This window comes from Pseudomonas bubulae, from assembly GCF_037023725.1.
In the GTDB taxonomy this organism is placed as follows: Bacteria; Pseudomonadota; Gammaproteobacteria; order Pseudomonadales; family Pseudomonadaceae; genus Aquipseudomonas; species Aquipseudomonas bubulae.
Map to the genome: position 1 here is coordinate 4,359,608 of NZ_CP146077.1, position 25,388 is coordinate 4,384,995.

Genomic DNA, 25,388 nt, shown 5'->3' on the forward strand with positions numbered 1-25,388 from the left:
TCGGTGCAGGCAGCATGGGGATGCTGTGGGCAACACGACTGGCACGCGCCGACCTGCCCGTCACCCTCATTCTGCGCAACGACGACCGCCTGCAAGCCTATAAAGCCGTGCAAAAGTTGACCCTGATTGAAGGCGAAGATTCGCAACACTGGCCCATCAGCGCACAAACCCCTGAAACCGACGAGCCTATCCAGCGCTTGCTGGTCACCTGCAAGGCATACGACGCCGAGCAGGCGGTCAAGCAAATCGCCGGGCGCCTGAGCCCGGGTGCCGAACTGATCCTGTTGCAAAATGGCCTCGGCAGCCAGCAGGCCGTCGCTGCGCAGGTACCCCACGCGCGTTGCATCTTCGCCTCCAGCACTGAAGGCGCCTATCGCGATGGCGACTGGCGCGTAGTGTTTGCCGGGCGTGGCCATACCTGGCTGGGCGACCCACGTCATGGCCCTGCCCCTCAATGGCTGGAAGAGCTTCAACTCAGCGGCATTGCCCATGAATGGAGCCCGAATATTCTGAGCAGGTTGTGGCGCAAACTGGCACTAAACTCTGCGATTAACCCACTGACGGTGCTCCATGATTGCCGCAACGGCGGCTTGCAAGCCCATGATGCCGAAGTGAACACCCTGTGCGCCGAACTCAGCGCCTTGCTGGAACACTGCGGCCAGGCAGAAGCCGCCATCGACCTGGCCACCGAGGCGCACCGGGTCATCCAGGCGACAGCCAACAATTATTCATCGATGCACCAAGATGTCAGCCAGGGCCGGCGCACCGAAATCAGTTACTTGCTGGGCTACGCTTGCACTGCCGCCCGCAACCGACAATTCGCCGTCCCCTGTCTGCAAGGTCTGCACCAACGCTTGAGCGAACACCTGCGCCAGCGCGGATTGCCCTGCAACTGAGGGCCGCGCTACCCTGCCCTTCTGTTCTTTTATCAAATGGCCATCTCATGCCCTTGCGCCAGCGCCTTGAAAACCTCCCGGTAGGCCAGAAGCTGCTGACCGCCCTGCTCGCCTTGCTGGCCACCGTATTGCTGGTGGCCAACTTGACGTTTATCAGCGTCGCGTACTGGATCTCCCACGAGAGCACGGCTCCGCAAGCCCTGCAAACCCTGGGCAAGCTGACCGCAAACCCCGACCTGATCACCCACGCACTGGACTCGCCGCAAAGCGCCAAAGCCCTGCTCAACGAGATCGGCAGCTACGCCCCCCTGCGTGCTGCCGCCATTTATGACAGCGCGGGCAACCTGCTGGGACAACTGCAACACGGCGAACACCTGCCACTTCCGGAGCACTATCGTCAACTTGAGGCCTGGAGCCTCACCGAACTGCGCAGCCATCAAATCACCCGCCTGCATAACGGCGACCAGCCCCCCGGGCATTTGTTGCTGATCGCCAGCAGCGAACTGCCAATGGCGTTCTATACCGGCACGCTAACGGCCAGCCTGGGCATTCTGATCATCAGCGCTTTGCTCTGGTTCGTGGTGGCGCGGCAGATCAAGCGCCTGATTACCCAGCCTATTCACCGCCTTGAAGTACTGTCCCGCCAGGTCACTCGCGAGGAGAACTACGCATTGCGCGCGGCGCCCGGCAACAACGACGAAATCGGTAGCCTGGCTGAGGCATTCAACACCATGCTGTCGCGCATTGAAGTACGCGATCAAGCGCTCAAACGCGCAAGGGACGAGGCCCGCCAGGCGTACGATCAAGCGCAGTCGCTGGCCGAAGAAACCCGCAACACCAATCGCAAGCTGGAACTGGAAGTCCAGGTACGCAGCAAAATCGAGAAAAAACTTACCGGTTTTCAGAACTACCTCAACTGCATCATCGACTCCATGCCTTCGGCGCTGATTGCACTGGACGAACAGCTCTATGTCACCCAATGGAACCAGGAAGCCAGCGCCCTCTCCGGCACGCAGCTGGATGAAGCCCTGAACAAGCCCATCGAGCTGGCATTTGAACCTCTCAAGCCCTTCCTGCCGCAACTCAAAGACACCATTGAGCACCACCAGGTCGCAAAAATTGAACGCGTCACCTGGAATCAGGGCGAGGAAGCCCGCCACTATGCCCTGACCTTTTACCCCCTGATGGGCGGTGGTGGACGCGGCGTGGTGATCCGCATCGATGACATCACCCAGCGCCTGTCGCTGGAAGACATGATGGTGCAATCGGAAAAAATGCTTTCCGTAGGCGGGCTGGCTGCCGGTATGGCTCACGAAATCAACAATCCGCTGGGAGCGATCCTGCATAACGTACAGAACATTCGCAGGCGCCTGTCGAGCGAGTTGCCCAAGAACATCGAACAAGCCGAGCAGACCGGCATCGACCTGGAGGTGGTCAACCACTACCTGCAGGCCCGGGAAATCCCGCAACTACTGGATGGCATTCAACAGGCCGGTGCACGCGCGGCGAAAATTGTCACCCATATGCTCAGCTTCAGCCGCCGCAGCAACCGGCAGATGAGCCCCTGTGATCTGTCGGCCCTGATTGACCAGGCTCTGGACATCGCCAGCAATGATTTCGACCTGGCCATTGGTTTTGACTTTATGGGACAAGCCATCACTCGCCAGTTCGACCCGCAACTGGGACCGGTGCCCGGCATCCCCAACGAACTGGAGCAGGTGCTGCTCAATTTGCTGAAGAACGCCGCCCAGGCCATTCATCAACGTGCCGATCAGAGCGAGCCGGGACGCATAACCCTGCGCACCAGGCTCAACCCGCCCTGGGCGGAAATACAGGTCGAAGACAACGGTGCCGGTATGCCCGAGGCGGTGCGCAAACGAATTTTCGAGCCCTTCTTCACCACCAAGGAAGTTGGCCAGGGCACAGGGCTTGGCCTGTCCGTGTCGTACTTCATCATTACCAATAACCACAAGGGCCAAATGGAAGTGCACTCAACCCAGGGCCAAGGCACCTGTTTTACCCTGCGCCTGCCCTTGGCCGGCAACCAGCCGGCCTCCCCCGAACCAACCAACGTGGAAATGTAACCATGGGCTTTCGCTTATCGAAAATTTATACCCGCACCGGCGACAAGGGCGAAACAGGGCTTGGCGACGGTCGCCGTGTGCCCAAGGATCACCCGCGCATAGAAGCCATCGGCGAAGTCGATACGCTTAACAGCCAGGTCGGCCTGCTCCTGGCCGGGCTCATCGAGCACAGTGCCAGCCAGCCGGGGCTCAACGAGCTGATCGAGGTGCTTGAGCCGTGTCAGCACCGTTTGTTTGACCTGGGGGGTGAGTTGGCGATGCCGGAATATCAGGCACTTAACGCTGCCGAGATCGAACGGCTTGAAACTGCGATCGATCGCTGGAATGAGGAGCTGGGGCCACTGGAGAACTTCATTCTGCCCGGCGGCTCGAGCCTGATAGCCCAGGCCCATGTTTGCCGCAGCCTGGCACGTAGTGCCGAACGCCGCTGCCAGCAGCTCAATGCATTGGAGCCACTGGCAGGTGTGGGGCTGGCGTATATCAATCGCTTGTCTGACTTGCTGTTTGTCGCCGCGCGCCTGATTGCCAAGCGCCAGGGGGTTGCAGAGATCCTGTGGCAGGCGGCAGCCAAACCAAAGGCTTGATGTCGTTCATTTGTAGTCGCTCTACTCGTCAGCGACTACAGGAAAAACTGAATCTGTGGGAGCGAGCCTGCTCGCGAAGGTCGTTCGCGAGCAGGCTCGCTCCCACAACCAACAGAACGTGCATGCCGTCGCGGGACCCGCAACAGCCTACGAATCACATCAAACCTGCGGCCAGAACGCCCGAATACCCGCCACGCCCTGGGCACCGATCTGCCACGCCTGCTGGCGATCATCCGGGCCGAGCCCACCCAGCAAAAATACCGGCCTGCTGAAATTGGCGATCAATTGCTGCGCCTGCTCCCAGCCCAGTGGCTGTGCATCAGGGTGGGTCTGCGTCGCCAGCACCGGCGACAGGGTCACGAAGTCCACATCCATCTGTTCAGCCAGCGCCAGCTCCTCGGCGTTATGGCATGAAGCAGCCAGCCAGCGGTCTTTTGGCAATGGCCGACCCTTGGCGGCGTACTTGCGCAATTGCGCGGCCGTCAGATGCCAGCCGGCCGAAGGAAAATCCCCCAACCACTCCAACGGCCCCTTGAGCATCAACTGCGCCTTGCCGGCACACAAGCCGGTCGCGTCCACCGCCAGGTCGCGGTACTTGGGGTCGTACCCATTGGGGGCACGCAACGAAATCAGCCTGATCCCGCCTGCAATCGCCTTCTGGATACCGCGCAACAGCTCAGGGGTCTCCAGTTCATCCGGCGTAATCAGGTACTGATCGGGCAAGCGGGCAGCGCCCACAATGGGCTGATTGGCGTCAGGGAATCTGTAGTCCACCAACTCGCGCTGACTGACCCAAGCCAGTGGCTGACCTTCTACGCCATGAGGTTCGCCGGAAAACGCCGAAACTTCCCATACATCCAGCAGAACCTGCTTATCCGGATAGTCATGCTGAACCTTGATCAGAGGCCGGGCCACCTCGACCGTAATGCCCAACTCTTCTTTCAGCTCGCGCGCCAGTGCAGCTTCGACCGATTCCCCGGCCTCGACCTTGCCGCCGGGAAATTCCCACAGACCGCCCTGATGCTGAGTGTCAGCGCGACGAGCGATCAGAATGCTGCCGTCTGTGCCTCGGATAACGGCCGCAGCCACATGAACTCGTTTCACCCTTGTACTTCCTCTAATCCGGCCTGTTGCCAGGCTTTGAACGCAGGCCATTGATAAATGGCGTCGATATACGCTTGATCTTCTGCTGACAGCTCCACGCGATAAGTGCGAAGGCGCACAGCCACCGGCGCGAAAAACGCATCAGCCACACTCAACCGCCCGAACAGGTACGGCCCGCGTTCGCTGGCCACAGCACGGCACTCTGCCCACAAGGCAATGATGCGCTCGATGTCGGCCTGAGCCTCGGCCGGCATGGGTACCAGCGCCTGATCATGGCTCAAATCAAATGGCAGATTGCCCCGCAACGCAAAAAAGCCGCTGTGCATTTGCGCGCAAGCCGATCGGGCCTGGGCCCGTGCCTTGATATCTGCAGGCCATAACTGGGCCGCAGGGAAACGCTCATTCAGATATTCGGCAATCGCCAGCGAGTCAGCGATGGTGCCATGTTCGGTCTTGAGCAACGGTACTTTACCCGTTGCCGAGTGTTGCAGAATCAGTGCCCGGGTATCCGGCTGACCCAGTTTTATCAGTGTCTCGGTGTAGGCAGCACCCGCCAGATCCAGCGCCAGCGCGCCACGCAGGGACCACGAAGAGTGCAACTTGTCGCCAATGATCAGGTGGAAGCTCATACACAGACACCTTGAGAATTAGGGGGTAAATCTGATGCCCTCAAGGCATCACGGTGCTGCCCGCGCAGGATCGGCTGACAACCCCGTGATGTCGAGACGACTTAGGTACGGTACTCGGCGTTGATTTTCACGTATTCGTGGGACAGGTCAGTGGTCCAGATAGTCTCGCTGCAGGTACCACGACCCAATTCGATGCGGATGGTGATTTCTTCGCGAGCCATCACTGCCGAGCCCTGCTCTTCGGTGTAAGTGGCCGAACGGGCGCCGCCGCTGGCAATGCACACTTCACCCAGGAACACGTCAATCTTGCTGACGTCCAGATCCGGCACGCCTGCGCGGCCCACTGCAGCCAGAATGCGGCCCCAGTTCGGGTCCGAGGCAAACAGCGCGGTCTTGATCAGCGGCGAGTGTGCAACGGTGTACCCCACGTCCAGGCACTCCTGGTGATTGGCGCCGCCATTTACTTCAACGGTGACAAACTTGGTCGCACCCTCACCGTCACGCACGATGGCCTGCGCCACCTCCATGCAGACTTCCAGCACCGCCCGTTTCAACGCGGCAAACAGCGGGCCGCTGGCTTCTGTAATTTCAGGCAGGGCAGCCTTGCCGGTGGCAATCAGCATGCAGCAGTCGTTGGTCGAAGTATCGCCATCGATAGTGATGCGGTTGAACGACTTGTTCGCACCGTCGAGCAGCAGGTTTTGCAACACGTCGCGGGCAACTTTGGCGTCGGTGGCGATGTAGCCCAGCATGGTGGCCATATTTGGACGAATCATGCCCGCACCCTTGCTGATACCGGTCACGGTGATGGTTACGCCTTCATGCTCGAACTGACGGCTGGCACCCTTTGGCAGGGTGTCGGTGGTCATGATGCCGGTTGCAGCTTCGGCCCAGTTGTTCTCGGACAAATCGTCCAGCGCGGCTTGCAATGCGCCTTCGATCTTCTCGACAGGCAGCGGCTCGCCGATCACCCCGGTGGAATACGGCAGCACTGCACTGGCATCAACGCCGGTCAGTTCAGCCAGCCTGGCGCAGGTCCGGGTTGCAGCGATCAGCCCTGGCTCACCGGTACCGGCGTTGGCATTGCCCGTGTTGGTCAGCAAATAGCGAACCGGGCCTTGCACACGTTGTTTGGCCAGAATCACAGGGGCCGCGCAAAACGCATTCAGGGTGAAAACACCCGCCACGCTGGAGCCTTCGGCGCAGCGCATAATCACCACGTCCTTGCGCCCTGCGCGCTTGATACCGGCAGAAGCGATACCCAGTTCAAAACCGGCCACCGGGTGCAAAACAGGCAAAGGACCAAGACCAACAGCCATGACGCGCTCCTAAAAAGTTCTGTGCGCCGCCGCAAAAGGACGGGAATTCAATGGTAAAACGCCGCGACGGCTAATGCCGGTCGCGGCGCAGGTGTTTCAGCAGGTGAAGCGGGCTTTAGTTGATTTGCCCGTGACAGTGCTTGTATTTCTTGCCCGAGCCGCAGTGGCACAGCTCGTTGCGACCCAGCTTCTGCTCGCTACGAACAGGCTCGGTTGCCGCCACAACATCTTCGACGTCAGCACCTTGCAGCACCTGGGCCATTGCCTCCGGCTGGTCAAGGCCCGGCGCTTCAGCATGCTGGAACTGCATGCGCGAAGCCAGGTCTTCAGCTTCCTGGCGCAGGCGCGCCTCCTCTTCGACCGGGTCTTCACGACGAACCTGTACGTGGGACAACACACGGATCGAGTCGCGTTTGATCGAATCAAGCAGCTCGGAGAACAGGTTGAACGACTCGCGCTTGTACTCCTGCTTCGGGTTCTTCTGCGCATAACCGCGCAAGTGGATACCGTGGCGCAGGTGGTCCATGGTCGACAGGTGGTCTTTCCACAGGTCATCCAGAACGCGCAGCACAATCTGCTTCTCGAACGTGCGCAGTGCTTCAGCACCGGCCTGCTCTTCTTTCTCGTTGTAAGCTGCAATCAATTCAGCCAGCAGCTTCTCACGCAGGGTTTCTTCGTACAGGTGATCATCTTCGTCGAGCCATTGCTGGATCGGCAGTTTCACCCCGAAGCCGCTTTCGATGGCCGCTTCCAGACCTTTGACGTCCCACTGTTCCGGCAACGATTGTGGCGGAATATGAGCGCTTACGGTGCTGTCCAGTACATCCTTGCGGAAGTCGGCGATGGTCTCACCGATGTTGTCGGCTGCCAGCAACGTGTTACGCATGTGATAAATCACTTTACGCTGTTCGTTGTTGACGTCATCGAACTCCAGCAATTGCTTGCGGATATCGAAGTTGCGACCTTCAACCTTGCGCTGGGCCTTCTCGATCGCGTTGGTCACCATGCGGTGCTCAATCGCTTCGCCGGACTGCATGCCCAGGGCCTTCATGAAGTTCTTCACCCGATCAGAGGCGAAGATACGCATCAGGCTGTCTTCCAGCGACAGGTAGAAACGGCTGGAACCGGTGTCACCCTGACGGCCGGCACGGCCACGCAGCTGGTTGTCGATACGGCGCGATTCGTGACGCTCGGAAGCGATCACATGCAGGCCACCCGACTCCAGCACCTGCTGGTGACGTTTTTGCCAGTCGGCCTTGATCTGCGCGATCTGCTCAGGTGTCGGGTTTTCCAGGGAGGCTACTTCCACTTCCCAGTTGCCGCCCAACAGGATGTCGGTACCACGACCGGCCATGTTGGTTGCAATGGTCAACGCGCCCGGACGACCGGCCTGTGCAATGATTTCTGCTTCTTTTTCGTGGAACTTGGCGTTCAGAACCTTGTGCTCGATGCCTTCCTTCTTCAGAAGGTTGGACATGTGCTCGGAGGTTTCGATGGTTGCCGTACCCACCAGCACCGGACGACCCTTGGCCATGCAGTCCTTGATGTCGGCCACGATCGCCGCGTACTTCTCGTCCGCGGTGAGGAACACCAGGTCGTTGTAGTCTTTACGCGCCAGCGGCTTGTTCGGCGGGATGACCATTACCGACAGACCGTAGATCTGGTGGAATTCAAACGCTTCGGTGTCTGCTGTACCGGTCATGCCCGACAGCTTGTTGTACAGGCGGAAGTAGTTCTGGAAGGTGGTCGAGGCCAGGGTCTGGCTCTCTGCCTGGATATTCAGGCCTTCCTTCGCTTCGATCGCCTGGTGCAGGCCTTCGGACAGACGACGACCCGGCATGGTACGCCCAGTGTGTTCGTCGACCAGCAATACCTGACCGTCTTCAACGATGTATTCAACGTTGCGATGGAACAGCTTGTGGGCGCGCAGTGCAGCGTACACGTGGGTCAACAGGCCCAGGTTGTGCGCCGAGTACAGGCTTTCGCCTTCGGCGAGCAGGCCGATCTGGGTCAGCATGTCTTCAACGAACTGGTGACCGGCTTCGTTCAGCTCAACCTGGCGGGTCTTTTCATCGATGGTGAAATGGCCAGCCTTGGTGACTTCGCCTTCCACTTCCTCGATGTGTTGCTCAAGGCGAGGGATCAGCTTGTTGATTTCAATGTACAGCTTGGAGCTGTCTTCAGCCTGACCGGAGATGATCAGCGGAGTACGGGCTTCATCGATAAGGATGGAGTCGACTTCGTCGATTACGGCGAAATTAAGCTCGCGCTGGAATTTTTCTTCCATGCTGAAAGCCATGTTGTCACGCAGGTAATCGAAACCGAACTCGTTGTTGGTGCCGTAAGTGATATCGGCAGCATAGGCTTCGCGCTTTTCCTGAGGTGGCTGGAACGGTGTCACGACACCGACCGTAAGGCCCAGGAACTCGTAGAGCGGGCGCATCCAGTTGGCATCCCGGCGAGCCAGGTAGTCGTTCACGGTTACCACGTGAACGCCCTTGCCCGACAATGCGTTGAGGTAAACGCCCAGGGTTGCTACCAAGGTCTTGCCTTCACCCGTACGCATTTCTGCGATCATGCCTTCATGCAAGGTCATGCCGCCGATCAGCTGTACATCGAAGTGACGCATGCCCATGACACGCTTGCCGGCTTCACGGCAGACCGCAAAGGCTTCTGGCAGCAGTTGGTCGAGGGTCTCACCTTTGGCTATGCGGGCCTTGAACTCTTCGGTCTTGGCGCGCAATTGCTCATCGGTCAGGGCAACCATCTGCTCTTCGAAGGAATTGACGACCTGTACTGTCTTGAGCATGCGTTTAACTTCGCGCTCGTTCTTGCTTCCAAAAAGTTTCTTTAACAAAGGCGCAAACATATCGGCAGGATCTTCCACACATAGGGATGGAGGGCGGCCCCGAGAGTCGCCCGAGCAGCCCTGATGGCCGCATGCGAACGAGCATTCTACCCGGAAACGGCGGTGAGGAAAGTGGCGTTATTCCACGATACTGGTACTGCGTTGTGAAGGGGCCTCCCTAAAATAAGGGCTTTTTGCTGAACTTCAACCCGTTTGCACAAGAAGTTACTCATTGATTTCATAAATAAATTCAGATTTACCTTAGCCCGGACCAGTGAGAGGCAGGCATCTGCTAAGATTGCAGCTCTGTTTTATCAGGTGTTTGAACATGGCATTTCGCCCACATCCAGCACGGGCACCCTCCGTCCTGCTCCGCGAGGCCAAGCCCCTAAAAGCTATTTTCGGCCATGCCAAGCGCCTGGCACACCTGCAACGCCTGCTTGAAAGCCAGCTTCAGCCCGCCGCGAGGGAGCATTGTCACGTTGCCTCATGGCGTGAAGGGAGTTTGTTGCTGATCGTGACCGACGGCCATTGGGCCACTCGCCTGCGCTATCAGCAAAAGCGCCTGCTGCGCCAACTGCAGGCATTCGACGAGTTCGCCAGCCTGACCCGCATTTTGTTCAAGGTGCAGCCGCCCACGGTACAGGCCAAGGTCGCGGGGCATACGCTGGATTTGTCCGTCGATGCCGCCCAGACCATCCAGGCAACGGCCGATGGCATTACCGACCCGGCCTTGCGCGCGGCCCTTGAACGCCTGGCCAGCCACGCGCGGCCCAAACCCGACTGATCCTCCTGATCAAGCCCCATTGTGGGAGCGAGCCTGCTCGCTCCCACAGTTGCAGTCTTGTTATTTATTTGCGCTTGCTGTTACCCAGTAACGACCCCAACAGCCCGCGCACCAGCTGACGGCCCATCTGACCCGCCGCCTGACGCGCCATCGACTGCAAGGCCTTGCCTGCTGTCGTGCCCAAAAAGTCTCCCGCCTGATCAAGAAACCCCGGCTCGTGCTGTGCAGCCTGTGTCTGCGCCTGATCTTGCGGTGCCACGCCTTTGCGGGCCATGAGGATTTCATAAGCCGACTCTCGATCAACGGGCTTGTCATAACGCCCCTGCAGCGCTGAACGGCTGATCAATGCAGCCCTTTCGGCCTCCGTCAGCGGGCCTATACGCGATTGCGGTGGCGCAATCAGCACCCGCTGAACCATCGCCGGCGTGCCTTTTTCCTCAAGCATGCCCACCAGAGCCTCCCCCGTGCCCAGCTCCGTCAGTACGGCCAGCGCGCTGAATGCCGGATTGGGGCGAAAGCCGTCTGCCACAGCTTTCAGGGATTTCTGCTCTTTGGCCGTAAAGGCCCGCAGCCCGTGCTGGATACGCAACCCCAACTGTGCCAGCACCGTATCGGGCAAGTCCGCCGGTGATTGAGTGACGAAATACACCCCTACACCCTTGGAGCGAATCAACCTGACCACTTGTTCCAGCCGGTCCTGCAATGCTTTTGGCGTACCAGCAAACAACAGATGCGCTTCGTCGAAAAACAGCGCCAGAAAGGGCTTGTCTGCATCGCCGCGCTCGGGCAACTGTTCGAAAAGCTCCGCCAGCAACCACAACAGGAACGTTGCGTAGACCTTGGGCGCTTCATGCACCAGGCGGCTGGCATCGAGCAGATGGATCTGCCCGCGCCCGTCGCTGGCGGGCTGCAAAATATCGTCGAGCTGCAGTGCCGGCTCACCAAACAGGGCTTCTGCACCCTGCTGCTCAAGGGTTGCCAGACGGCGCAACAACGCCTGGCTGGAGCCCGTGGTCATCAGGGCCGCGTCATCGCCAAGCACTTGTGGGTTGTCACGCAGGTGATTGAGCAGTGCCTTGAGGTCTTTAAGGTCAAGCAGCAACAACCCTTCCCGATCCGCCACCTTGAAGGCGGCATAGAGGGCCGACTGCTGGCTGTCGGTCAGCTCCAGCAGGCTGCCCAGCAGCAACGGCCCCATGTCACTCAGGGTCGTGCGCAATGGGTGACCCGTCTTGCCCTGGATATCCCACAAAGTAACCGGATAGGCCTTGGGCTGGTAATTGAGCCAGGGCATTCCCGCGATCCGTTCGGCAATCTTGCCCTGGGGATTGCCGGCCGCACCCAGGCCGCACAAGTCACCCTTGATGTCGGCGGCGAAGACGGCCACCCCGGCATCACTGAACTGTTCAGCCAGCCGCTGAAGCGTAACGGTTTTACCCGTGCCCGTGGCTCCCGCCACTAAACCGTGGCGATTGGCCAGGCGCAAGGACTGCGCGATGGGCTGAGCCGAAAGGTCAGCGCCGATTACTAGAGCAGAAGAGTCAGGCATTTTGCCACCTTTGATTAATCTTTAGCGATCGCGGGTCGATACACACTGAATGCTAGACCACATAAAACCGGATTTAGCGTGGTAAAGCGGCTTGATCAACAGCCAACTTGCCCTGTTCAGGCAGTGCTGTGTAGAGCGCGCGTTTTACCAGAGTGTATGTCGCACACTTTTAGACCTTAGCGGACCCTTCAAGCCATGAATAAAAACCTGCGTTTCAGTCATAAAATCCTGCTTGCCGCGTCCCTGATCGTAATAGCCGCCTTTTCGCTATTTACGCTGTATAACGACTACTTGCAACGCAACGCCATCCGCAACAACCTGGACAACTACCTGCACGAGATGGGCAGTGTCACGGCCAATAACATTCAGACCTGGCTCGGTGGCCGGATCCTGCTGGCGCAAAACCTCGCTGAATCCATCGCCCTGACTCCAGAGCCCGCCCAGGTGGCCAGCCTGCTGGAACAAAAAACCCTGAGCAGTACCTTTATGTCGGTTTATTTTGGTGACAGCCAAGGCGGATTTACCATTCGCCCTGACAGCAAGATGCCTGACGGCTACGACCCGCGCACCCGGCCCTGGTACAAGGATGCGTTCAACAGCAGCAGCTCCAGCCTGACCAAACCCTATATAGATGCTGCCACCGGACAGATGGTCATTACCATCGCGGCCCCGGTAAAAAAGGGCTCTCAAACCCTGGGTGTGGTCGGCGCCGACATGACCCTGCAAGCCATCACCGACAGCATCAACGCGCTGAATTTCAACGGCATGGGTTACGCCTTTCTGATCAATGCCGACGGCGAAATCCTGGTGCACCCGGACAAGAGCCTGGCCACCAGGAACCTGAAGGACATCTATCCGCAGGACACTCCCGCGATCACCACTGCGTTCAGCGAGATCCAGGCCAATGGCAAAACCCGGATCGTAAGCTTCACCCCGATCAAAGGGCTGGGCTCAGCCAACTGGTACATCGGCCTGTCGGTTGACAAGCAGCAGGCTTTCGCAGCGCTCAGTGAGTTCCGTACTTCGGCAATCATTGCCACGGTTATCGCCGTGGTTTCGATCATCGCCCTGCTCGGCCTGTTGATTCGCCTGCTGATGCAACCGCTGCACGTGATGACCCGCGCCATGCAGAATATTGCCGAAGGCGAAGGTGACCTGACGCGCCGCCTGGTGGTGGAGTCCCAGGATGAATTCGGTACCCTGGGCAGCGCATTCAACCGTTTTGTCGAGCGCATTCACGCTTCCATCAGCGAAGTGGCCTCGGCCACCGGCCAGGTCAACGAGGTGGTCCTGCGGGTTGTCAGCGCTTCCAACTCATCGATGCTCAACTCTGACGAACAGGCCAGCCGCACCAGTAGCGTCGCCGCTGCTATCAACGAACTGGGCGCCGCCGCACAGGAGATCGCCCGCAACGCCGCCCAGGCCTCGCACCAGGCCAGCGATGCTCGCGGCCTTGCCGAGGAAGGCCAGGAAGTGGTCGAACGCAGCATCAGCTCGATGCAGAAGCTGTCGCAAATGCTTGGCACCTCCAGCGGTCATATCGAGTCGCTTAACGACAAGACGGTGAATATCGGTCAAATCCTGGAGGTGATCACCAGCATTTCCCAGCAAACCAACCTGCTGGCCCTTAACGCCGCCATTGAAGCAGCTCGTGCTGGCGAAGCCGGGCGTGGCTTTGCCGTGGTCGCCGATGAAGTGCGCAACCTGGCACACCGCACCCAGGAATCGGCGCAGCAAGTGCAGAAAATGATCGAAGAATTGCAGATCAGTGCCCGAGGCTCAGTGAGCACCATGGAAGAAAGCCAGCGTCACAGCCAGGACAGCGTGGAAATCGCCAACCGCGCGGGCGAGCGCCTGATCAGCGTGACCGAACGCATTGGTGAAATCGACGGCATGAACCAGTCTGTCGCCACGGCAACCGAGGAACAAACCTCGGTGGTCGAGTCGATCAATATGGACATTACCGAGATCAATACGCTGAATCAGGAAGGCGTCGAAAACCTTCAATCAACCCTTCGCGCGTGTTCCGATCTGGAACAGCAGGCTGCCCGCCTGAAGCATCTGGTGGGCAGTTTCAGGATTTAGGCTTCAGGCACACGCTGCATGCCTGCAGCGTCTAGCTCCTGCGCCCAAAGCTCGGCGGCACCGGGGAAGTCGGTGCCGTCCTCGGGGCTGAGGGCATCCGGGTCATAGCGACTCAGACAGCCCTCACCCAAGGTCGGTGGAGCACTGGATGTCGCCTTGTCGAGTGGATCGCTCATCACATCCTCCGCCGGCAATCCTTCGCGAGCAGGCTCGCTCCCACTGCGTTAATCAATAACCGATCAGAACACTACAGTCTTGTTGCCATGCACCAGCACGCGATCTTCAAGGTGATAACGCAAGCCACGGGCCAGTACCATTTTCTCGACATCACGGCCGAAACGCACCATATCCTCAATGCTGTCACTGTGGCTGACACGTACCACGTCCTGCTCGATGATAGGACCGGCATCCAGCTCTTCAGTCACATAATGGCAGGTTGCACCGATCAGCTTCACGCCCCGCATCGAGGCCTGGTGATAAGGCTTGGCGCCGACAAACGACGGCAGGAAGCTGTGGTGGATATTGATGACCTGGCCGGCATATTCGCTGCACAGGTCAGGTGGCAGGATTTGCATGTAACGGGCCAGTACCACCACTTCGGCAGCATGGTGCTTGACCAGACGCGAGACTTCGGCGAAAGCCGGCTCCTTGTTCTTCGGGTCAACCGGTACGTGATAGAACGGGATGCCATGCCACTCGACCATGCTGCGCAGGTCATCGTGATTGGAGATCACGCAGGAAATATCGCAGTCCAGTTCATCGCTGTGCCAGCGGTGCAGCAGATCTGCCAGGCAGTGGGATTCGCGGCTCGCCATCAATACCACGCGTTTTTTCTGCGCCGTATCGGTAATGCGCCACTCCATCGAGAACTCTTCGGCGATCGGGGCAAATGCCTCACGAAACGCCTCCAGCCCGAACGGCAGGGAATCGGCACGAATCTCGTGACGCATAAAGAACCAACCGCTCTGGTCGTCCGAGTGGTGGCTTGCTTCAGTGATCCAGCCATTGTGGGAGGCAAGGAAATTGCTGACCTTGGCGACAATGCCGACGCCGTCGGGGCACGCAATCACCAACCGAAAAGTGCGCATGAGGGGAAAACTCCAAAAACTTTACTAAGGCCGCCATTCTAGCGAGTGCGCAGCAAAACTGCAGTATTCGTTACAGCTCGGCACCTGCGCCATCGGGTCGCGCACCGAAGGTGCCACACCAGCATCGACGTGGCCTGCACTGCAATGGACGGACACTTGCCGATGTTATTGATCGTCCATATTAACCTCACTGTAGCGCGGTGTATTTAATAGCGCGCATATTCTCGAGGGCAAAGTTAATGAATAAAATTTTAAATTAAATAGCCCTTTCATGTTTACTTGCAGTAACTGTCTGACTACTATTGCGCCACTGTCTCCCTGACATCCTTTTCAACATAAGGTTATCCTCATGTCCTTGATCAACGAATATCGTGCAACCGAAGAAGCCATCAAAGAACTGCAAGCCCGCCTGAAGAACCTGTCCGAAGACGACAAACTTCAAACCGAGCTGGAATTTGAAGGCAAACTGCGCACGCTGATGGGCGAATACCAAAAATCGCTACGCGATATCATCGCTCTGCTGGATCCGGAATCCAAAGTTAGCAAAGCACCTCGCGGCGTTGTTAAAACCACCGGCACCAAACGTGCCCGTAAGGTTAAACAATACAAAAACCCACACAATGGTGAAGTGATTGAAACCAAAGGTGGCAACCACAAAACTCTGAAAGAGTGGAAAGCCAAGTGGGGCGGCGACGTGGTTGAAGGTTGGGCTACTTTGCTCGACTAAGTGACACCGGGCCCGCAACTATTTTGCGATGCCACTAAAAAACGCCAGCATGCTGGCGTTTTTTATTGCCTGTGTTTTAGTCCGCACTCTCGGCGGGCGGGCTCAGCCCGACACGCCGGCTCAATGCCTGGGCATAGCGCTGCCATTCGCCCAGAAGCTTTAGCTGGGCCGGCGTGGCACTGCGCGACAGCTCATCTGCTGCCTGCATAAAGCTGTCCAGGGTCAAAGGCGCACCCATGGCCGGATCCGACAAACGCTGCTGGCAGAAGATATGCCAACGCTGCTGTTCTTGTTCACTCAGGGTATGTGGAAAGTTTCGGGCGCGGTATCGAAACAATAATTCGGGCAAGCGCTCATCATCAAATGGCCATGTATCTTTGGCCAATTGCTCCGGGTCACTGTGCCTGACCTGCTCACACAGTCGACGGTCTCGATCGCCAATAAACCCGTCATACAATTGCTGCTCCGGATCTTCACTGGGGGTAAAGTCTTCGCGGGCATAAATGGCCGACAACTTTTCCTGCCAAACTTGCTGAGCCTCAACAAGGCTCCGGGCTCGCGCGTGATAGAGGTCCATGTCCAGTTGCAATCGCTGTTGGTCCTGGGCACGCACTACATTCAAGGGGGCGACCACCGGGCAACGATTAACTTGAATCAGCTTTAGCCCAATGGGTAATTGACCGTCGGGTAAATCTTCACGCCGGGTATAGAGCATCTTGCGCAACGCTGCGGCGTCCATCTCCAGTAAAGGCTGAGGGTCTAAGTGCAGGTCGTAGACAATCAGAGCATTACGATTCTTTGGGTGCCAACCCAGCGGCAAGACCACACCGGCATAATGTCTGGCCGCGGAAAAACGCCCCGAGATATGCAGCATGGGCTGCAATAGCCGAATTTGATCAAGCACACGTTGTTTGCTGCGCAACTGGAATAACCAGTCATATAACTTGGGTTGTTTGTCACGAATCAGCCGGGCCAGCGCAATGGTTGCCCGTACATCGGACAACGCATCGTGGGCCTGGCCATGATCAATCCCGTTAGCCGCCGTCAACCGTTCAAGCTTGAGCGTCACCCGCCCCTCTTCCTCTGGCCAGACGATGCCTTCAGGCCGCAGGGCATAGGCTGTTCGCACCACATCAATGAGGTCCCAGCGACTGTTGCCACCCTGCCATTCACGTGCATAAGGGTCGAAGAAGTTTCGGTAGAGACTGTAGCGCGTTACCTCATCATCAAAGCGCAACGAGTTGTAGCCCGCCCCGCAAGTGCCGGGCAGTGCCAGCTGGGCATGGGTGCGAGTCATGAACTCGGCTTCGCCCAGGCCCTTGTCTTCGAGACGAGCGGGCGTGATGCCGGTGATCAGGCAGGCCATGGGATGAGGGAGGATATCGTCGCTTGGCTGACAATAGAGGTTGACCGGCTGATCAATCTCGTTGAGTTCAAGGTCGGTGCGGATGCCGGCCACTTGCACCGCCCGGTCGCAGCGCGGGTTGATACCAGTGGTTTCGTAGTCGTACCAGAAGATAGAGGTCACGGGGTGTTCCTGAGCAGTAGACCCGGACAGTCTAGGCGCTCAAACCCGGGCAAGACCAGCCCCGGGGCTATGCAGAGGCTTGCAGGGGCTGGAAGCTGAAGTAGCGCTGCAAGGCACTGATCAAACCGCTGTACTCGGCGGGTGGCTGATACAGGATAAACCCGGAATCGTAATAATGCGGCGTTAGATCCTCACGGCACCACAGGCAACGCGCTGTCAGGTCGATAAACTGCACCTCCCCATCGGCACCGGGAAGCTTGATCCGAAACTCGAAATTGGCGTCGACCAACATCGGTAACTGGCTGATCAGCATCAACCCGCCATCAGACACATTGCCCAGATAGCCAATAGGCTTGTCCGTGAACCGATTGAACACTTTCAGGAAAAACGTCAGTTGGTGCCGCTGGATAAGCCGTTCGATAACCATGTTCAACTTCACTATAGAGAGGCCATTCAGCATGGCCGCGCTGGCGTCTCGAAACGCCCTGTCCCCCACATCCGGGCCAACAGTCACGTGTAGATCTGCCCGCCATCTTCACCTGAAGCTCGACATATCAAGCAGCGACAGAGCGAGTCATCCGTTTGTGTACCAAGAGAAACAAAAAACACTCGAACGAATTTGATATTAGCCAACCGGGCACAAATGACCAGTTTAAATTTCGCCCATCATGGAATGCTTACAGGCACTGCCTGGGCAGTAGTGCCGGGGCCCGGGATGAACCTGAGAATGCGCAATGTCTCGATCCGAGCCTTGGCCCGGTAGGCGTACTCGCTCTTGGGAAATTCGTTGATGATGTACTGGTAAGTCTGGGACGCATCCAAGTAAAACTTCGTACGCTCAAGACACAGTCCACGGAGCATAGCTGTTTGTGGCCAAATGTACGGGCGACTACGACTGTCGCGATCAACCTCGGACAACTCAAGCATTACCGTTTCACAATTGCCCCGGTCGTAAGCACGATAGGCATTGTTCAAATGATGGTTCATCGACCAACGGGTACAGCCGGTCGCACTGGCGACCAAGATTAAAACGAGCACGATTCGCATGGGGCATCTCCTGTTCATAACAGTGTATCGACCCCACGGCCAGATTCTTCAGACAACAGACCCGATGCACCACAACTTAAGCAGAAAGTAGTGCAGAGGAACAATGACTACAGCCAAAGACCATAGTAGCCTTTGGCAGCGCTTGAACTCAGGAGTCTTTGCATGTCTGTTCGTCGAACCAAAATTGTTGCCACACTTGGCCCTGCCAGCAATTCACCGGAAATGCTGGAACAGCTGATCCTCGCTGGCCTGGACGTTGCCCGTCTGAACTTTTCCCACGGCACCCCCGACGAGCACAAGGCTCGCGCCAAGCTGGTACGTGACATCGCTGCCAAGCACGGTCGTTTCGTAGCCCTGCTGGGTGACCTGCAAGGCCCGAAAATTCGTATCGCCAAATTTGCCAACAAAAAGATCGAGCTGAAGATCGGTGATCAATTCACCTTCTCCACCAGCCATCCGTTGACCGAAGGCAACCAGCAAGTGGTCGGCATCGACTACCCGGACCTGGTTAAAGACTGCGGCGTCGGCGACGAGCTGCTGCTCGATGACGGCCGTGTGGTGATGCGTGTAGACACTGCCACCGACGACGCCCTGCACTGCACCGTGCTGATCGGCGGCCCACTGTCCGACCACAAAGGCATCAACCGTCGCGGTGGTGGCCTGACCGCACCGGCCCTGACTGAAAAAGACAAGGCCGACATCAAGCTGGCTGCCGAAATGCAAGTCGACTACCTGGCCGTGTCGTTCCCGCGTGACGCTGCCGACATGGAATACGCCCGCCAACTGCGCGACGAAGCCGGCGGTACTGCCTGGCTGGTAGCGAAGATTGAACGCGCCGAAGCCGTAGCCGATGACGAAACCCTCGACGGCCTGATCAAGGCCAGCGACGCGGTGATGGTTGCCCGTGGCGACCTCGGTGTTGAAATCGGCGATGCCGAGCTGGTGGGCATCCAGAAGAAAATCATTCTGCACGCACGTCGCCACAATAAAGCGGTGATCGTGGCAACCCAGATGATGGAGTCGATGATCCAGAACCCGATGCCAACTCGTGCCGAAGTGTCCGACGTTGCCAACGCCGTTCTCGACTACACCGACGCCGTGATGCTCTCGGCTGAAAGTGCTGCCGGCGCCTACCCGCTGGAAGCCGTGCAGGCTATGGCGCGCATCTGTGTCGGCGCTGAAAAGCACCCGACCAGCAAAACGTCCAGCCACCGTATCGGTAAAACCTTCGAAAGCTGCGACCAGAGCATTGCGCTGGCGGCCATGTACACCGCCAACCACTTCCCGGGTGTCAAAGCGATCATCGCCCTGACTGAAAGCGGCTACACCCCGCTGATCATGTCGCGCATCCGCTCCTCGGTACCAATCTACGCCTACTCCCCGCACCGTGAAACCCAGGCGCGCGCGGCAATGTTCCGTGGCGTCTACACCGTACCGTTCGACCCGGCATCGCTGCCGCCAGAACAGGTCAGCCAGGCTGCCATCGACGAGCTGCTCAAGCGTGGCGTTGTGGAAAAAGGCGACTGGGTCATCCTGACCAAGGGCGACAGCTACCACACCATCGGCGGCACCAACGGCATGAAGATCCTGCATGTCGGCGACAAAATGGTTTAAGCCTGCAAGGTTTGAATCCCAAGCCCCGCCTGAGTGATCAGGCGGGGCTTTTTTGTGCGCCTAGCTGCGGGTCAAAAAGGCATCGGCCAACAGCTGATTACGCGGCAAGCCCGCCAGAAACAAACGTTTGGCAAAGGCATCGACCGTATCCGGGTGACCGCAGACCAAGGCACGGGTCTGGCGCGAGACAACCCCCATCTGTAACAGGTAGTCGGGCAACTGAGGGCGTTCAAGGTACTCGATCACAAACCCTGGACAAGCCGCCGACAGGGCCAGCAGTTCGCTCTGGAGGTAATGCTCAGCCTTGTCGCGGGCCACATGCACCAGCCGTATCGGGCCTTGATGATCCTGACGCAAGGCCTCGCGCAATACGCCATACAAAGGCCCCAGGCCGGTACCGGATGCCAGCAGCCAGAGCGGTTGCTCCTGCCAGTCCGGATCATAACGCAGTGCGCCGCCGCGCAACTCGCCCAGCCGTACAACGTCACCGACCTTGAACTGGCGGGCCGCGTCGACAAACTCACCGGGGTGCGCACAATCGAGGTGAAACTCCAGAAAGCGGTCTTCTTCGGGCAGGCTGGACAACGAATACGGCCGCGCCACATCGCCAGCCCACAGCACCAGATGCTGGCCTGCGCGATAACGCAAAGCCCGCTGCGGCGTGAGGCGCAAGCGCAACACCGTCGGACTGAGCCAGTCGAGCCCTGCCACTTGGGCCGGCACACCGTCGCGCAGCGGGTCAAAGGCTTCAATCTGCAGGTCTTCGACAATTTGACACTGACAGGCCAGGCGCCAGCCCTGCTCATGCTGGTCCCGACTCAATGCCTCGGGCTTGAGATCGGCGGGCTCACCACGCACGCAGCGCACCAGGCAGGCATGGCAACTGCCCGCCCGGCAACTGTAGGGCACCGACACGCCAACCTGATTCAAGGCATCGAGCAGGTTAGTGTTCGGGGCAACTGACCAGTGCTGGTCAGCGACGTGTAACTGGGGCACTGCTGGCCTCCGCAGGGTAAGCCTGTGGGAGCTGGATTGCTCTCGATGCAGGCGGCGCGGTTTTTTTGAATGACCGCGGTGATGCAATCGCGAGCAAGCCCGCTCCCACAGTTGATCTTCATATATTTCGTGGTTTTACAGTTTAACTTATCACCCCTCGTCCACCCCCTACTTTCGTTTGCACCTCTACGGGTGTATCAGTGAGAGTACCGGGTTATACTGCCGCGCCGTTTTTGTACCGGTCATGCGTGTCCGGTATGCCAAGCAAAGATGTTTTCGACAGACCGATGCACCAAGGTCGCAAACACCTTATTGATTGTATGTTCCCGTCTTATAGAGGAGCGCGACCCATGACCGTGATCAAGCAAGACGACCTGATTCAGAGCGTTGCTGACGCCCTGCAATTCATTTCCTACTACCACCCCGTGGACTTCATCCAGGCCATGCACGAAGCCTACCTGCGCGAAGAATCGCCAGCGGCCCGTGACTCGATGGCGCAAATCCTGATCAACTCGCGCATGTGTGCCACCGGCCACCGTCCGATCTGCCAGGACACCGGCATCGTCACCGTATTCGTACGCGTCGGCATGGACGTGCGCTGGGATGGTGCCACCATGGGCCTGGACGACATGATCAACGAAGGCGTGCGTCGCGCTTACAACCTGCCGGAAAACGTCCTGCGTGCTTCGATCCTGGCCGACCCGGCCGGTGCCCGTCGCAACACCAAGGACAACACCCCTGCAGTGATCCACTACTCCATCGTTCCGGGCAACACCGTGGAAGTGGACGTGGCAGCCAAGGGCGGCGGTTCCGAGAACAAGTCGAAAATGGCCATGCTCAACCCGTCCGACTCGATCGTTGACTGGGTGCTCAAGACCGTTCCGACCATGGGCGCGGGCTGGTGCCCACCGGGCATGCTGGGTATCGGCATCGGCGGCACCGCGGAAAAAGCCGCAGTGATGGCCAAGGAAGTGTTGATGGAATCCATCGACATTCACGACCTGATCAAGCGTGGCCCGAGCAACCGTATCGAAGAGATGCGCATCGAGCTGTTCGAGAAGGTCAACCAGCTGGGCATCGGCGCCCAGGGCCTGGGCGGCCTGACTACCGTGCTCGACGTAAAAATCATGGACTACCCGACCCACGCAGCGTCCCTGCCGGTGTGCATGATCCCGAACTGCGCGGCCACCCGTCACGCCCACTTCGTGCTGGACGGCTCCGGCCCGGCAGCCCTCGAAGCGCCACCGCTGGATGCCTACCCGGAAATCGTCTGGGAAGCCGGCCCGTCGGCCCGCCGTGTCAACCTTGACACCCTGACCCCGGAAGACGTGCAGAGCTGGAAGCCGGGCGAGACCGTCCTGCTCAACGGCAAAATGCTCACCGGTCGCGACGCGGCGCACAAGCGCATGGTCGAAATGCTGAACAAGGGTGAAACCTTGCCGGTAGACCTCAAGGGTCGCTTTATCTACTACGTTGGCCCGGTTGATCCGGTGCGTGACGAAGTGGTTGGCCCTGCAGGCCCGACCACCGCTACGCGAATGGACAAGTTCACTCGTCAGATCCTTGATCAGACCGGCTTGCTGGGCATGATCGGCAAGTCCGAGCGCGGCCCTACCGCCATTGAAGCGATCAAGGAACACAAAGCCGTGTATCTGATGGCTGTGGGCGGTGCTGCTTACCTGGTCGCCCAGGCGATCAAAAAGTCCCGTGTAGTGGCCTTTGCCGAACTGGGCATGGAAGCGATCTACGAGTTCGATGTCAAAGACATGCCGGTTACGGTGGCAGTCGACAGTAAAGGCGAGTCGGTGCACATCACCGGCCCGGCGATCTGGCAGAAGAAAATCAGCGACAGCCTGGCTGTAGAAGTGCAATAAGCGCTTTTTAGCCAGAAATAAAAAGGCCGGGTTATTAACCCGGCCTTTTTTATGCCTGTCCAAAAGCCCCCTCAGCCCTGGCCCTCTCCCGGAGGGAGAGGGGACTAAAGGCAGAAGACACCGCCGATCAGCCCCCTCTCCCTCCGGGAGAGGGTTGGGGTGAGGGCAAGCCGTTAAAACGCGTTACGGAAGATCTCTTCAATCTGCCCCTGATCGGCTTTGCGCGGGTTGGTAAAACCACAGGCATCTTTCAAGGCGTTGGTGGCCAGGATCGGGATGTCATCCAGCTTGGCGCCCAAATCCCGCAGCCCGGCAGGAATCTCGACATCCTTGGCCAGAGTACGAATCGCCGCAATGGCCGCTTGCGCGCCCTCTTCCGGGCTCAAGCCACGTACATCGGCACCCAGTGCATGGGCGACATCGGTCAGGCGGGCTGCACACACACTGGCATTGAACGTCTGCACATGGGGCAACAACACCGCGTTGCATACACCGTGGGGCAAATCATAGAAGCCGCCCAACTGGTGCGCCATCGCATGCACAAAGCCCAGCGAGGCATTGTTGAAGGCCATGCCCGCGAGGAACTGTGCGTAAGCCATATTCTCCCGCGCCGTCAGATTCTTGCCGTCGCTTACCGCCTGACGCAGGTTCTGGCTGATCAGTTCCATCGCCTTGATTGCACAGGCATCGGTAATGGGATTGGCCGCCGTGGACACATATGCCTCGATGGCGTGGGTCAACGCGTCCATGCCCGTGGCGGCAGTCAGGCCCTTGGGCATCGCCACCATCAACTCAGGGTCGTTAACCGACAGCAGCGGCGTCACGTTGCGGTCAACAATGGCCATTTTCACATGGCGCTCTTCGTCGGTGATGATACAAAACCGCGTCATCTCACTGGCCGTGCCGGCCGTGGTATTGATCGACACCAGCGGTAACTGCGGCTTGGCCGAGCGATCGACGCCTTCGTAATCACGGATATGCCCGCCATTGGTGGCACACAGCGCTATACCCTTGGCGCAGTCATGGGGCGAGCCGCCACCCAGCGACACAATAAAGTCGCACTGATGCTCCTTGAGCACCTTCAAGCCCGCCTCGACGTTGGCAATGCTCGGGTTCGGCTTGGCGCCGTCGAAAATCACCGAATCAATATCCTGCAACGCGAGCTTCTCGGCGATCAACGTCGCAACCCCCGCCTTGGCCAACCCCGCGTCGGTCACAATCAAGGCCTTGCGAAAACCATAATTGCGAATCGCAGTCATGGCTTCATCCAGGCAACCGTTACCCATAATGTTTACAGCAGGAATAAAGAAAGTGCTGGTCATGTCGAGTCCTCTTCGCGGGTCATTGGCTAATTCGGTCTCCACAGCTTCCTCCAATCACAAAGCAGCAATGTTGATCTGGCTCAACACTTGAGCGTGATAAAGTCCGCTACCGCCCACGCCTTGAGACGATATTTGCGATGACCCCCTTCCAGGAATTTGATGCCCAACTAGAAGACTGGAACCAGTTACGCACCAGCACCCCGTGCAGCGGACTGCTGATCGGCAACGGCGCCAGCATGGCCGTGTGGCATGATTTCTATTACGACTCGCTGTTTGAAAAAGCCAAAAGCGTGGCCGAAAAGCCGCTGAGCCAGACCGAACTCAGCGTGTTCGAGGCCCTCGGCACGCGCAATTTCGAACATGTACTCAGCGCCCTGAAAACCGCAAGTAAGGTCAACAAGGCACTGGCCATCAACTCGGCCTCGCCGCGCAAACGCTACTACGCAATCAAGGAAGCCCTGATCAACTGTACCCAGGACGTGCACATCCCCTGGCGCCTGATGCAGCCCGAAACCCTGGCCTGCTGGAACGAAGAACTGGCGCGCTACGCCACGGTGTACTGCGCCAACTATGACCTGCTGGCACCCTGGGCCGTGATGCACGCACCCAAAGGTTTCAACGACCTGTTCGGTACCCCGCAGGCCACCTTTGAGCCTGCCGCGGCACTGGCCAAAAGCAGGACTACACGTGTGCTGTACCTGCACGGCGCGCTGCACCTGGTGAAAAACCAGGAAGGCAAGGCGCGCAAGCTGGCAGCCAACCAACCCACATTGCTAAGCAACTTTGCAATCAACCACTCCATCAGCGCCCTGGACGACGTACCGCTGTTTGTCAGCGAAACCGGCAGCGAAGACAAGCGAAAATCCATTCGCCAGTCCGATTACCTGTCTTTTTGTCATGAGCAGTTGCTGACCCAGAAAGACGCGCTGTGCATCTTCGGCCACAGCCTGGGTGAGCAGGACCAGCACCTGATCGATGCCTTGCGCCAGGCACCGTTGAAAACCCTGTGCATCTCGATTTACCCGCGCAGCGAAGCCTTTATTCGCTTTCAGAAAAACCACTACACAGCGTTGTTTGCCGACAAGAAGCTTGAACTGCGCTTCTTTGATTCAAAAACCCATCCGTTGGGCGATACCAGGCACTCAGTACCTGTGGAACGGTAACCCTGTAGCCGCTGACGAGCAGCGGCAACAGGAAAAACTGCAACTGTGGGAGCGAGCCTGCTCGCGAAGGTCGTTCGCGAGCAGGCTCGCTCCCACAATAGGGTTTGATCTACAACAGAGTATCTACAGGGTTACAAGAGCACA

The 25,388-nt window shown here is 58.5% G+C and carries 21 protein-coding genes and 1 pseudogene; 10 read left to right on the plus strand and 12 right to left on the minus strand.

Annotated features, from left to right (window positions below):
* Positions 1-20: 20 nt before the first annotated feature.
* From V6L81_RS20040 to V6L81_RS20050, 3 genes are read left to right on the plus strand one after another with little or no spacing between them, the layout of a single operon-like run.
* The gene (locus V6L81_RS20040) at positions 21-896 is read left to right on the plus strand and encodes a putative 2-dehydropantoate 2-reductase (protein WP_404824677.1); all 876 of its coding nucleotides are present in this window, start codon (positions 21-23) and stop codon (positions 894-896) included.
* Positions 897-943: 47 nt separating this feature from the next.
* On the plus strand, positions 944-2,980 hold the full coding sequence (locus V6L81_RS20045) for an ATP-binding protein (protein WP_095022949.1): 2,037 nt from the start codon (positions 944-946) through the stop codon (positions 2,978-2,980).
* A 2-nt stretch (positions 2,981-2,982) separates the two neighbouring features.
* Positions 2,983-3,564 carry a cob(I)yrinic acid a,c-diamide adenosyltransferase gene (locus V6L81_RS20050; RefSeq protein ID WP_095001786.1) on the plus strand — a complete coding sequence of 194 codons (582 nt, stop codon included), beginning with the start codon at positions 2,983-2,985 and terminating at the stop codon, positions 3,562-3,564.
* Between the two features lie 159 nt (positions 3,565-3,723).
* Here the strand turns inward: V6L81_RS20050 and V6L81_RS20055 are convergent, their stop codons facing one another.
* The 4 genes from V6L81_RS20055 to secA all read right to left on the minus strand — a co-directional run bounded on the left by V6L81_RS20055 (position 3,724) and on the right by secA (position 9,485).
* Positions 3,724-4,668 (minus strand): Nudix family hydrolase, encoded by a 945-nt coding sequence (locus V6L81_RS20055; RefSeq protein ID WP_095019263.1) that lies wholly within the window; start codon positions 4,666-4,668, stop codon positions 3,724-3,726.
* Positions 4,665-5,297, minus strand: coding sequence for a glutathione S-transferase (locus V6L81_RS20060; protein ID WP_095001788.1), 633 nt, complete (start codon positions 5,295-5,297; stop codon positions 4,665-4,667). Before V6L81_RS20060 ends, V6L81_RS20055 begins: the two co-directional genes overlap by 4 nt.
* A 101-nt stretch (positions 5,298-5,398) precedes the next feature.
* Positions 5,399-6,616 carry a bifunctional glutamate N-acetyltransferase/amino-acid acetyltransferase ArgJ gene (gene argJ / locus V6L81_RS20065; RefSeq protein WP_095026570.1) on the minus strand — a complete coding sequence of 406 codons (1,218 nt, stop codon included), beginning with the start codon at positions 6,614-6,616 and terminating at the stop codon, positions 5,399-5,401.
* Positions 6,617-6,731: 115 nt separating this feature from the next.
* Positions 6,732-9,485 carry a preprotein translocase subunit SecA gene (gene secA, locus V6L81_RS20070; protein ID WP_095001790.1) on the minus strand — a complete coding sequence of 918 codons (2,754 nt, stop codon included), beginning with the start codon at positions 9,483-9,485 and terminating at the stop codon, positions 6,732-6,734.
* A 307-nt stretch (positions 9,486-9,792) separates the two neighbouring features.
* Between secA and V6L81_RS20075 the strand changes: the two genes are divergently transcribed.
* On the plus strand, positions 9,793-10,251 hold the full coding sequence (locus V6L81_RS20075) for a DUF721 domain-containing protein (RefSeq protein ID WP_095001791.1): 459 nt from the start codon (positions 9,793-9,795) through the stop codon (positions 10,249-10,251).
* A gap of 64 nt (positions 10,252-10,315) precedes the next feature.
* On the opposite strand, the gene V6L81_RS20080 is transcribed toward V6L81_RS20075, so the two are convergent.
* Positions 10,316-11,800: a helicase HerA-like domain-containing protein gene (locus tag V6L81_RS20080; protein ID WP_338660289.1), complete on the minus strand. Its 1,485-nt coding sequence runs from the start codon at positions 11,798-11,800 to the stop codon at positions 10,316-10,318.
* A gap of 195 nt (positions 11,801-11,995) precedes the next feature.
* On the opposite strand from V6L81_RS20080, the pseudogene V6L81_RS24265 reads away from it, so the two are divergent.
* Both V6L81_RS24265 and V6L81_RS24270 read left to right on the plus strand, forming a co-directional pair.
* Positions 11,996-13,030: pseudogene (locus V6L81_RS24265) on the plus strand (cache domain-containing protein); the annotation flags it as partial.
* Positions 13,031-13,120: 90 nt separating this feature from the next.
* On the plus strand, positions 13,121-13,885 hold the full coding sequence (locus tag V6L81_RS24270) for a methyl-accepting chemotaxis protein (protein ID WP_370688598.1): 765 nt from the start codon (positions 13,121-13,123) through the stop codon (positions 13,883-13,885).
* Here the strand turns inward: V6L81_RS24270 and V6L81_RS20090 are convergent.
* Together V6L81_RS20090 and purU are read right to left on the minus strand one after the other, a co-directional pair.
* Positions 13,882-14,061, minus strand: a complete 180-nt coding sequence (locus V6L81_RS20090; protein WP_095001794.1) for a hypothetical protein — start codon at positions 14,059-14,061, stop codon at positions 13,882-13,884. The genes V6L81_RS24270 and V6L81_RS20090 overlap by 4 nt on opposite strands.
* Before the next feature lie 63 nt (positions 14,062-14,124).
* Entirely contained in the window at positions 14,125-14,973 is an 849-nt protein-coding gene (gene purU / locus V6L81_RS20095) for a formyltetrahydrofolate deformylase (RefSeq protein ID WP_095001795.1), read from the minus strand.
* A gap of 349 nt (positions 14,974-15,322) precedes the next feature.
* Here purU and mvaT point away from each other — a divergent pair, with 349 nt between their 5' ends.
* On the plus strand, positions 15,323-15,700 hold the full coding sequence (mvaT, locus tag V6L81_RS20100; RefSeq protein WP_048363549.1) for a histone-like nucleoid-structuring protein MvaT: 378 nt from the start codon (positions 15,323-15,325) through the stop codon (positions 15,698-15,700).
* Positions 15,701-15,776: 76 nt separating this feature from the next.
* Here mvaT and sbcB read toward each other — a convergent pair whose 3' ends face one another.
* The 3 genes from sbcB to V6L81_RS20115 all read right to left on the minus strand — a co-directional run bounded on the left by sbcB (position 15,777) and on the right by V6L81_RS20115 (position 18,275).
* Positions 15,777-17,228 (minus strand): exodeoxyribonuclease I, encoded by a 1,452-nt coding sequence (gene sbcB, locus V6L81_RS20105; RefSeq protein WP_095001796.1) that lies wholly within the window; start codon positions 17,226-17,228, stop codon positions 15,777-15,779.
* Between the two features lie 67 nt (positions 17,229-17,295).
* Positions 17,296-17,655 carry a PilZ domain-containing protein gene (locus V6L81_RS20110; RefSeq protein WP_095001797.1) on the minus strand — a complete coding sequence of 120 codons (360 nt, stop codon included), beginning with the start codon at positions 17,653-17,655 and terminating at the stop codon, positions 17,296-17,298.
* Positions 17,656-17,894: 239 nt separating this feature from the next.
* Positions 17,895-18,275, minus strand: a complete 381-nt coding sequence (locus V6L81_RS20115; RefSeq protein ID WP_095001798.1) for a tol-pal system YbgF family protein — start codon at positions 18,273-18,275, stop codon at positions 17,895-17,897.
* Positions 18,276-18,437: 162 nt separating this feature from the next.
* On the opposite strand from V6L81_RS20115, the gene pyk reads away from it, so the two are divergent.
* Entirely contained in the window at positions 18,438-19,889 is a 1,452-nt protein-coding gene (pyk, locus tag V6L81_RS20120; RefSeq protein WP_088377893.1) for a pyruvate kinase, read from the plus strand.
* Positions 19,890-19,949: 60 nt separating this feature from the next.
* On the opposite strand, the gene V6L81_RS20125 is transcribed toward pyk, so the two are convergent.
* Positions 19,950-20,885 carry an iron-sulfur-binding ferredoxin reductase gene (locus V6L81_RS20125; protein WP_338660290.1) on the minus strand — a complete coding sequence of 312 codons (936 nt, stop codon included), beginning with the start codon at positions 20,883-20,885 and terminating at the stop codon, positions 19,950-19,952.
* A gap of 350 nt (positions 20,886-21,235) precedes the next feature.
* Between V6L81_RS20125 and V6L81_RS20130 the strand changes: the two genes are divergently transcribed.
* Positions 21,236-22,759: a fumarate hydratase gene (locus V6L81_RS20130; RefSeq protein WP_095001801.1), complete on the plus strand. Its 1,524-nt coding sequence runs from the start codon at positions 21,236-21,238 to the stop codon at positions 22,757-22,759.
* A gap of 173 nt (positions 22,760-22,932) precedes the next feature.
* On the opposite strand, the gene yiaY is transcribed toward V6L81_RS20130, so the two are convergent.
* Complete coding sequence (gene yiaY, locus V6L81_RS20135; RefSeq protein WP_095001802.1) at positions 22,933-24,081, minus strand: L-threonine dehydrogenase; 1,149 nt, start codon at positions 24,079-24,081, stop codon at positions 22,933-22,935.
* Between the two features lie 137 nt (positions 24,082-24,218).
* Between yiaY and V6L81_RS20140 the strand changes: the two genes are divergently transcribed.
* Complete coding sequence (locus V6L81_RS20140) at positions 24,219-25,244, plus strand: DUF4917 family protein (protein WP_095019258.1); 1,026 nt, start codon at positions 24,219-24,221, stop codon at positions 25,242-25,244.
* Positions 25,245-25,388: the final 144 nt, after the last annotated feature.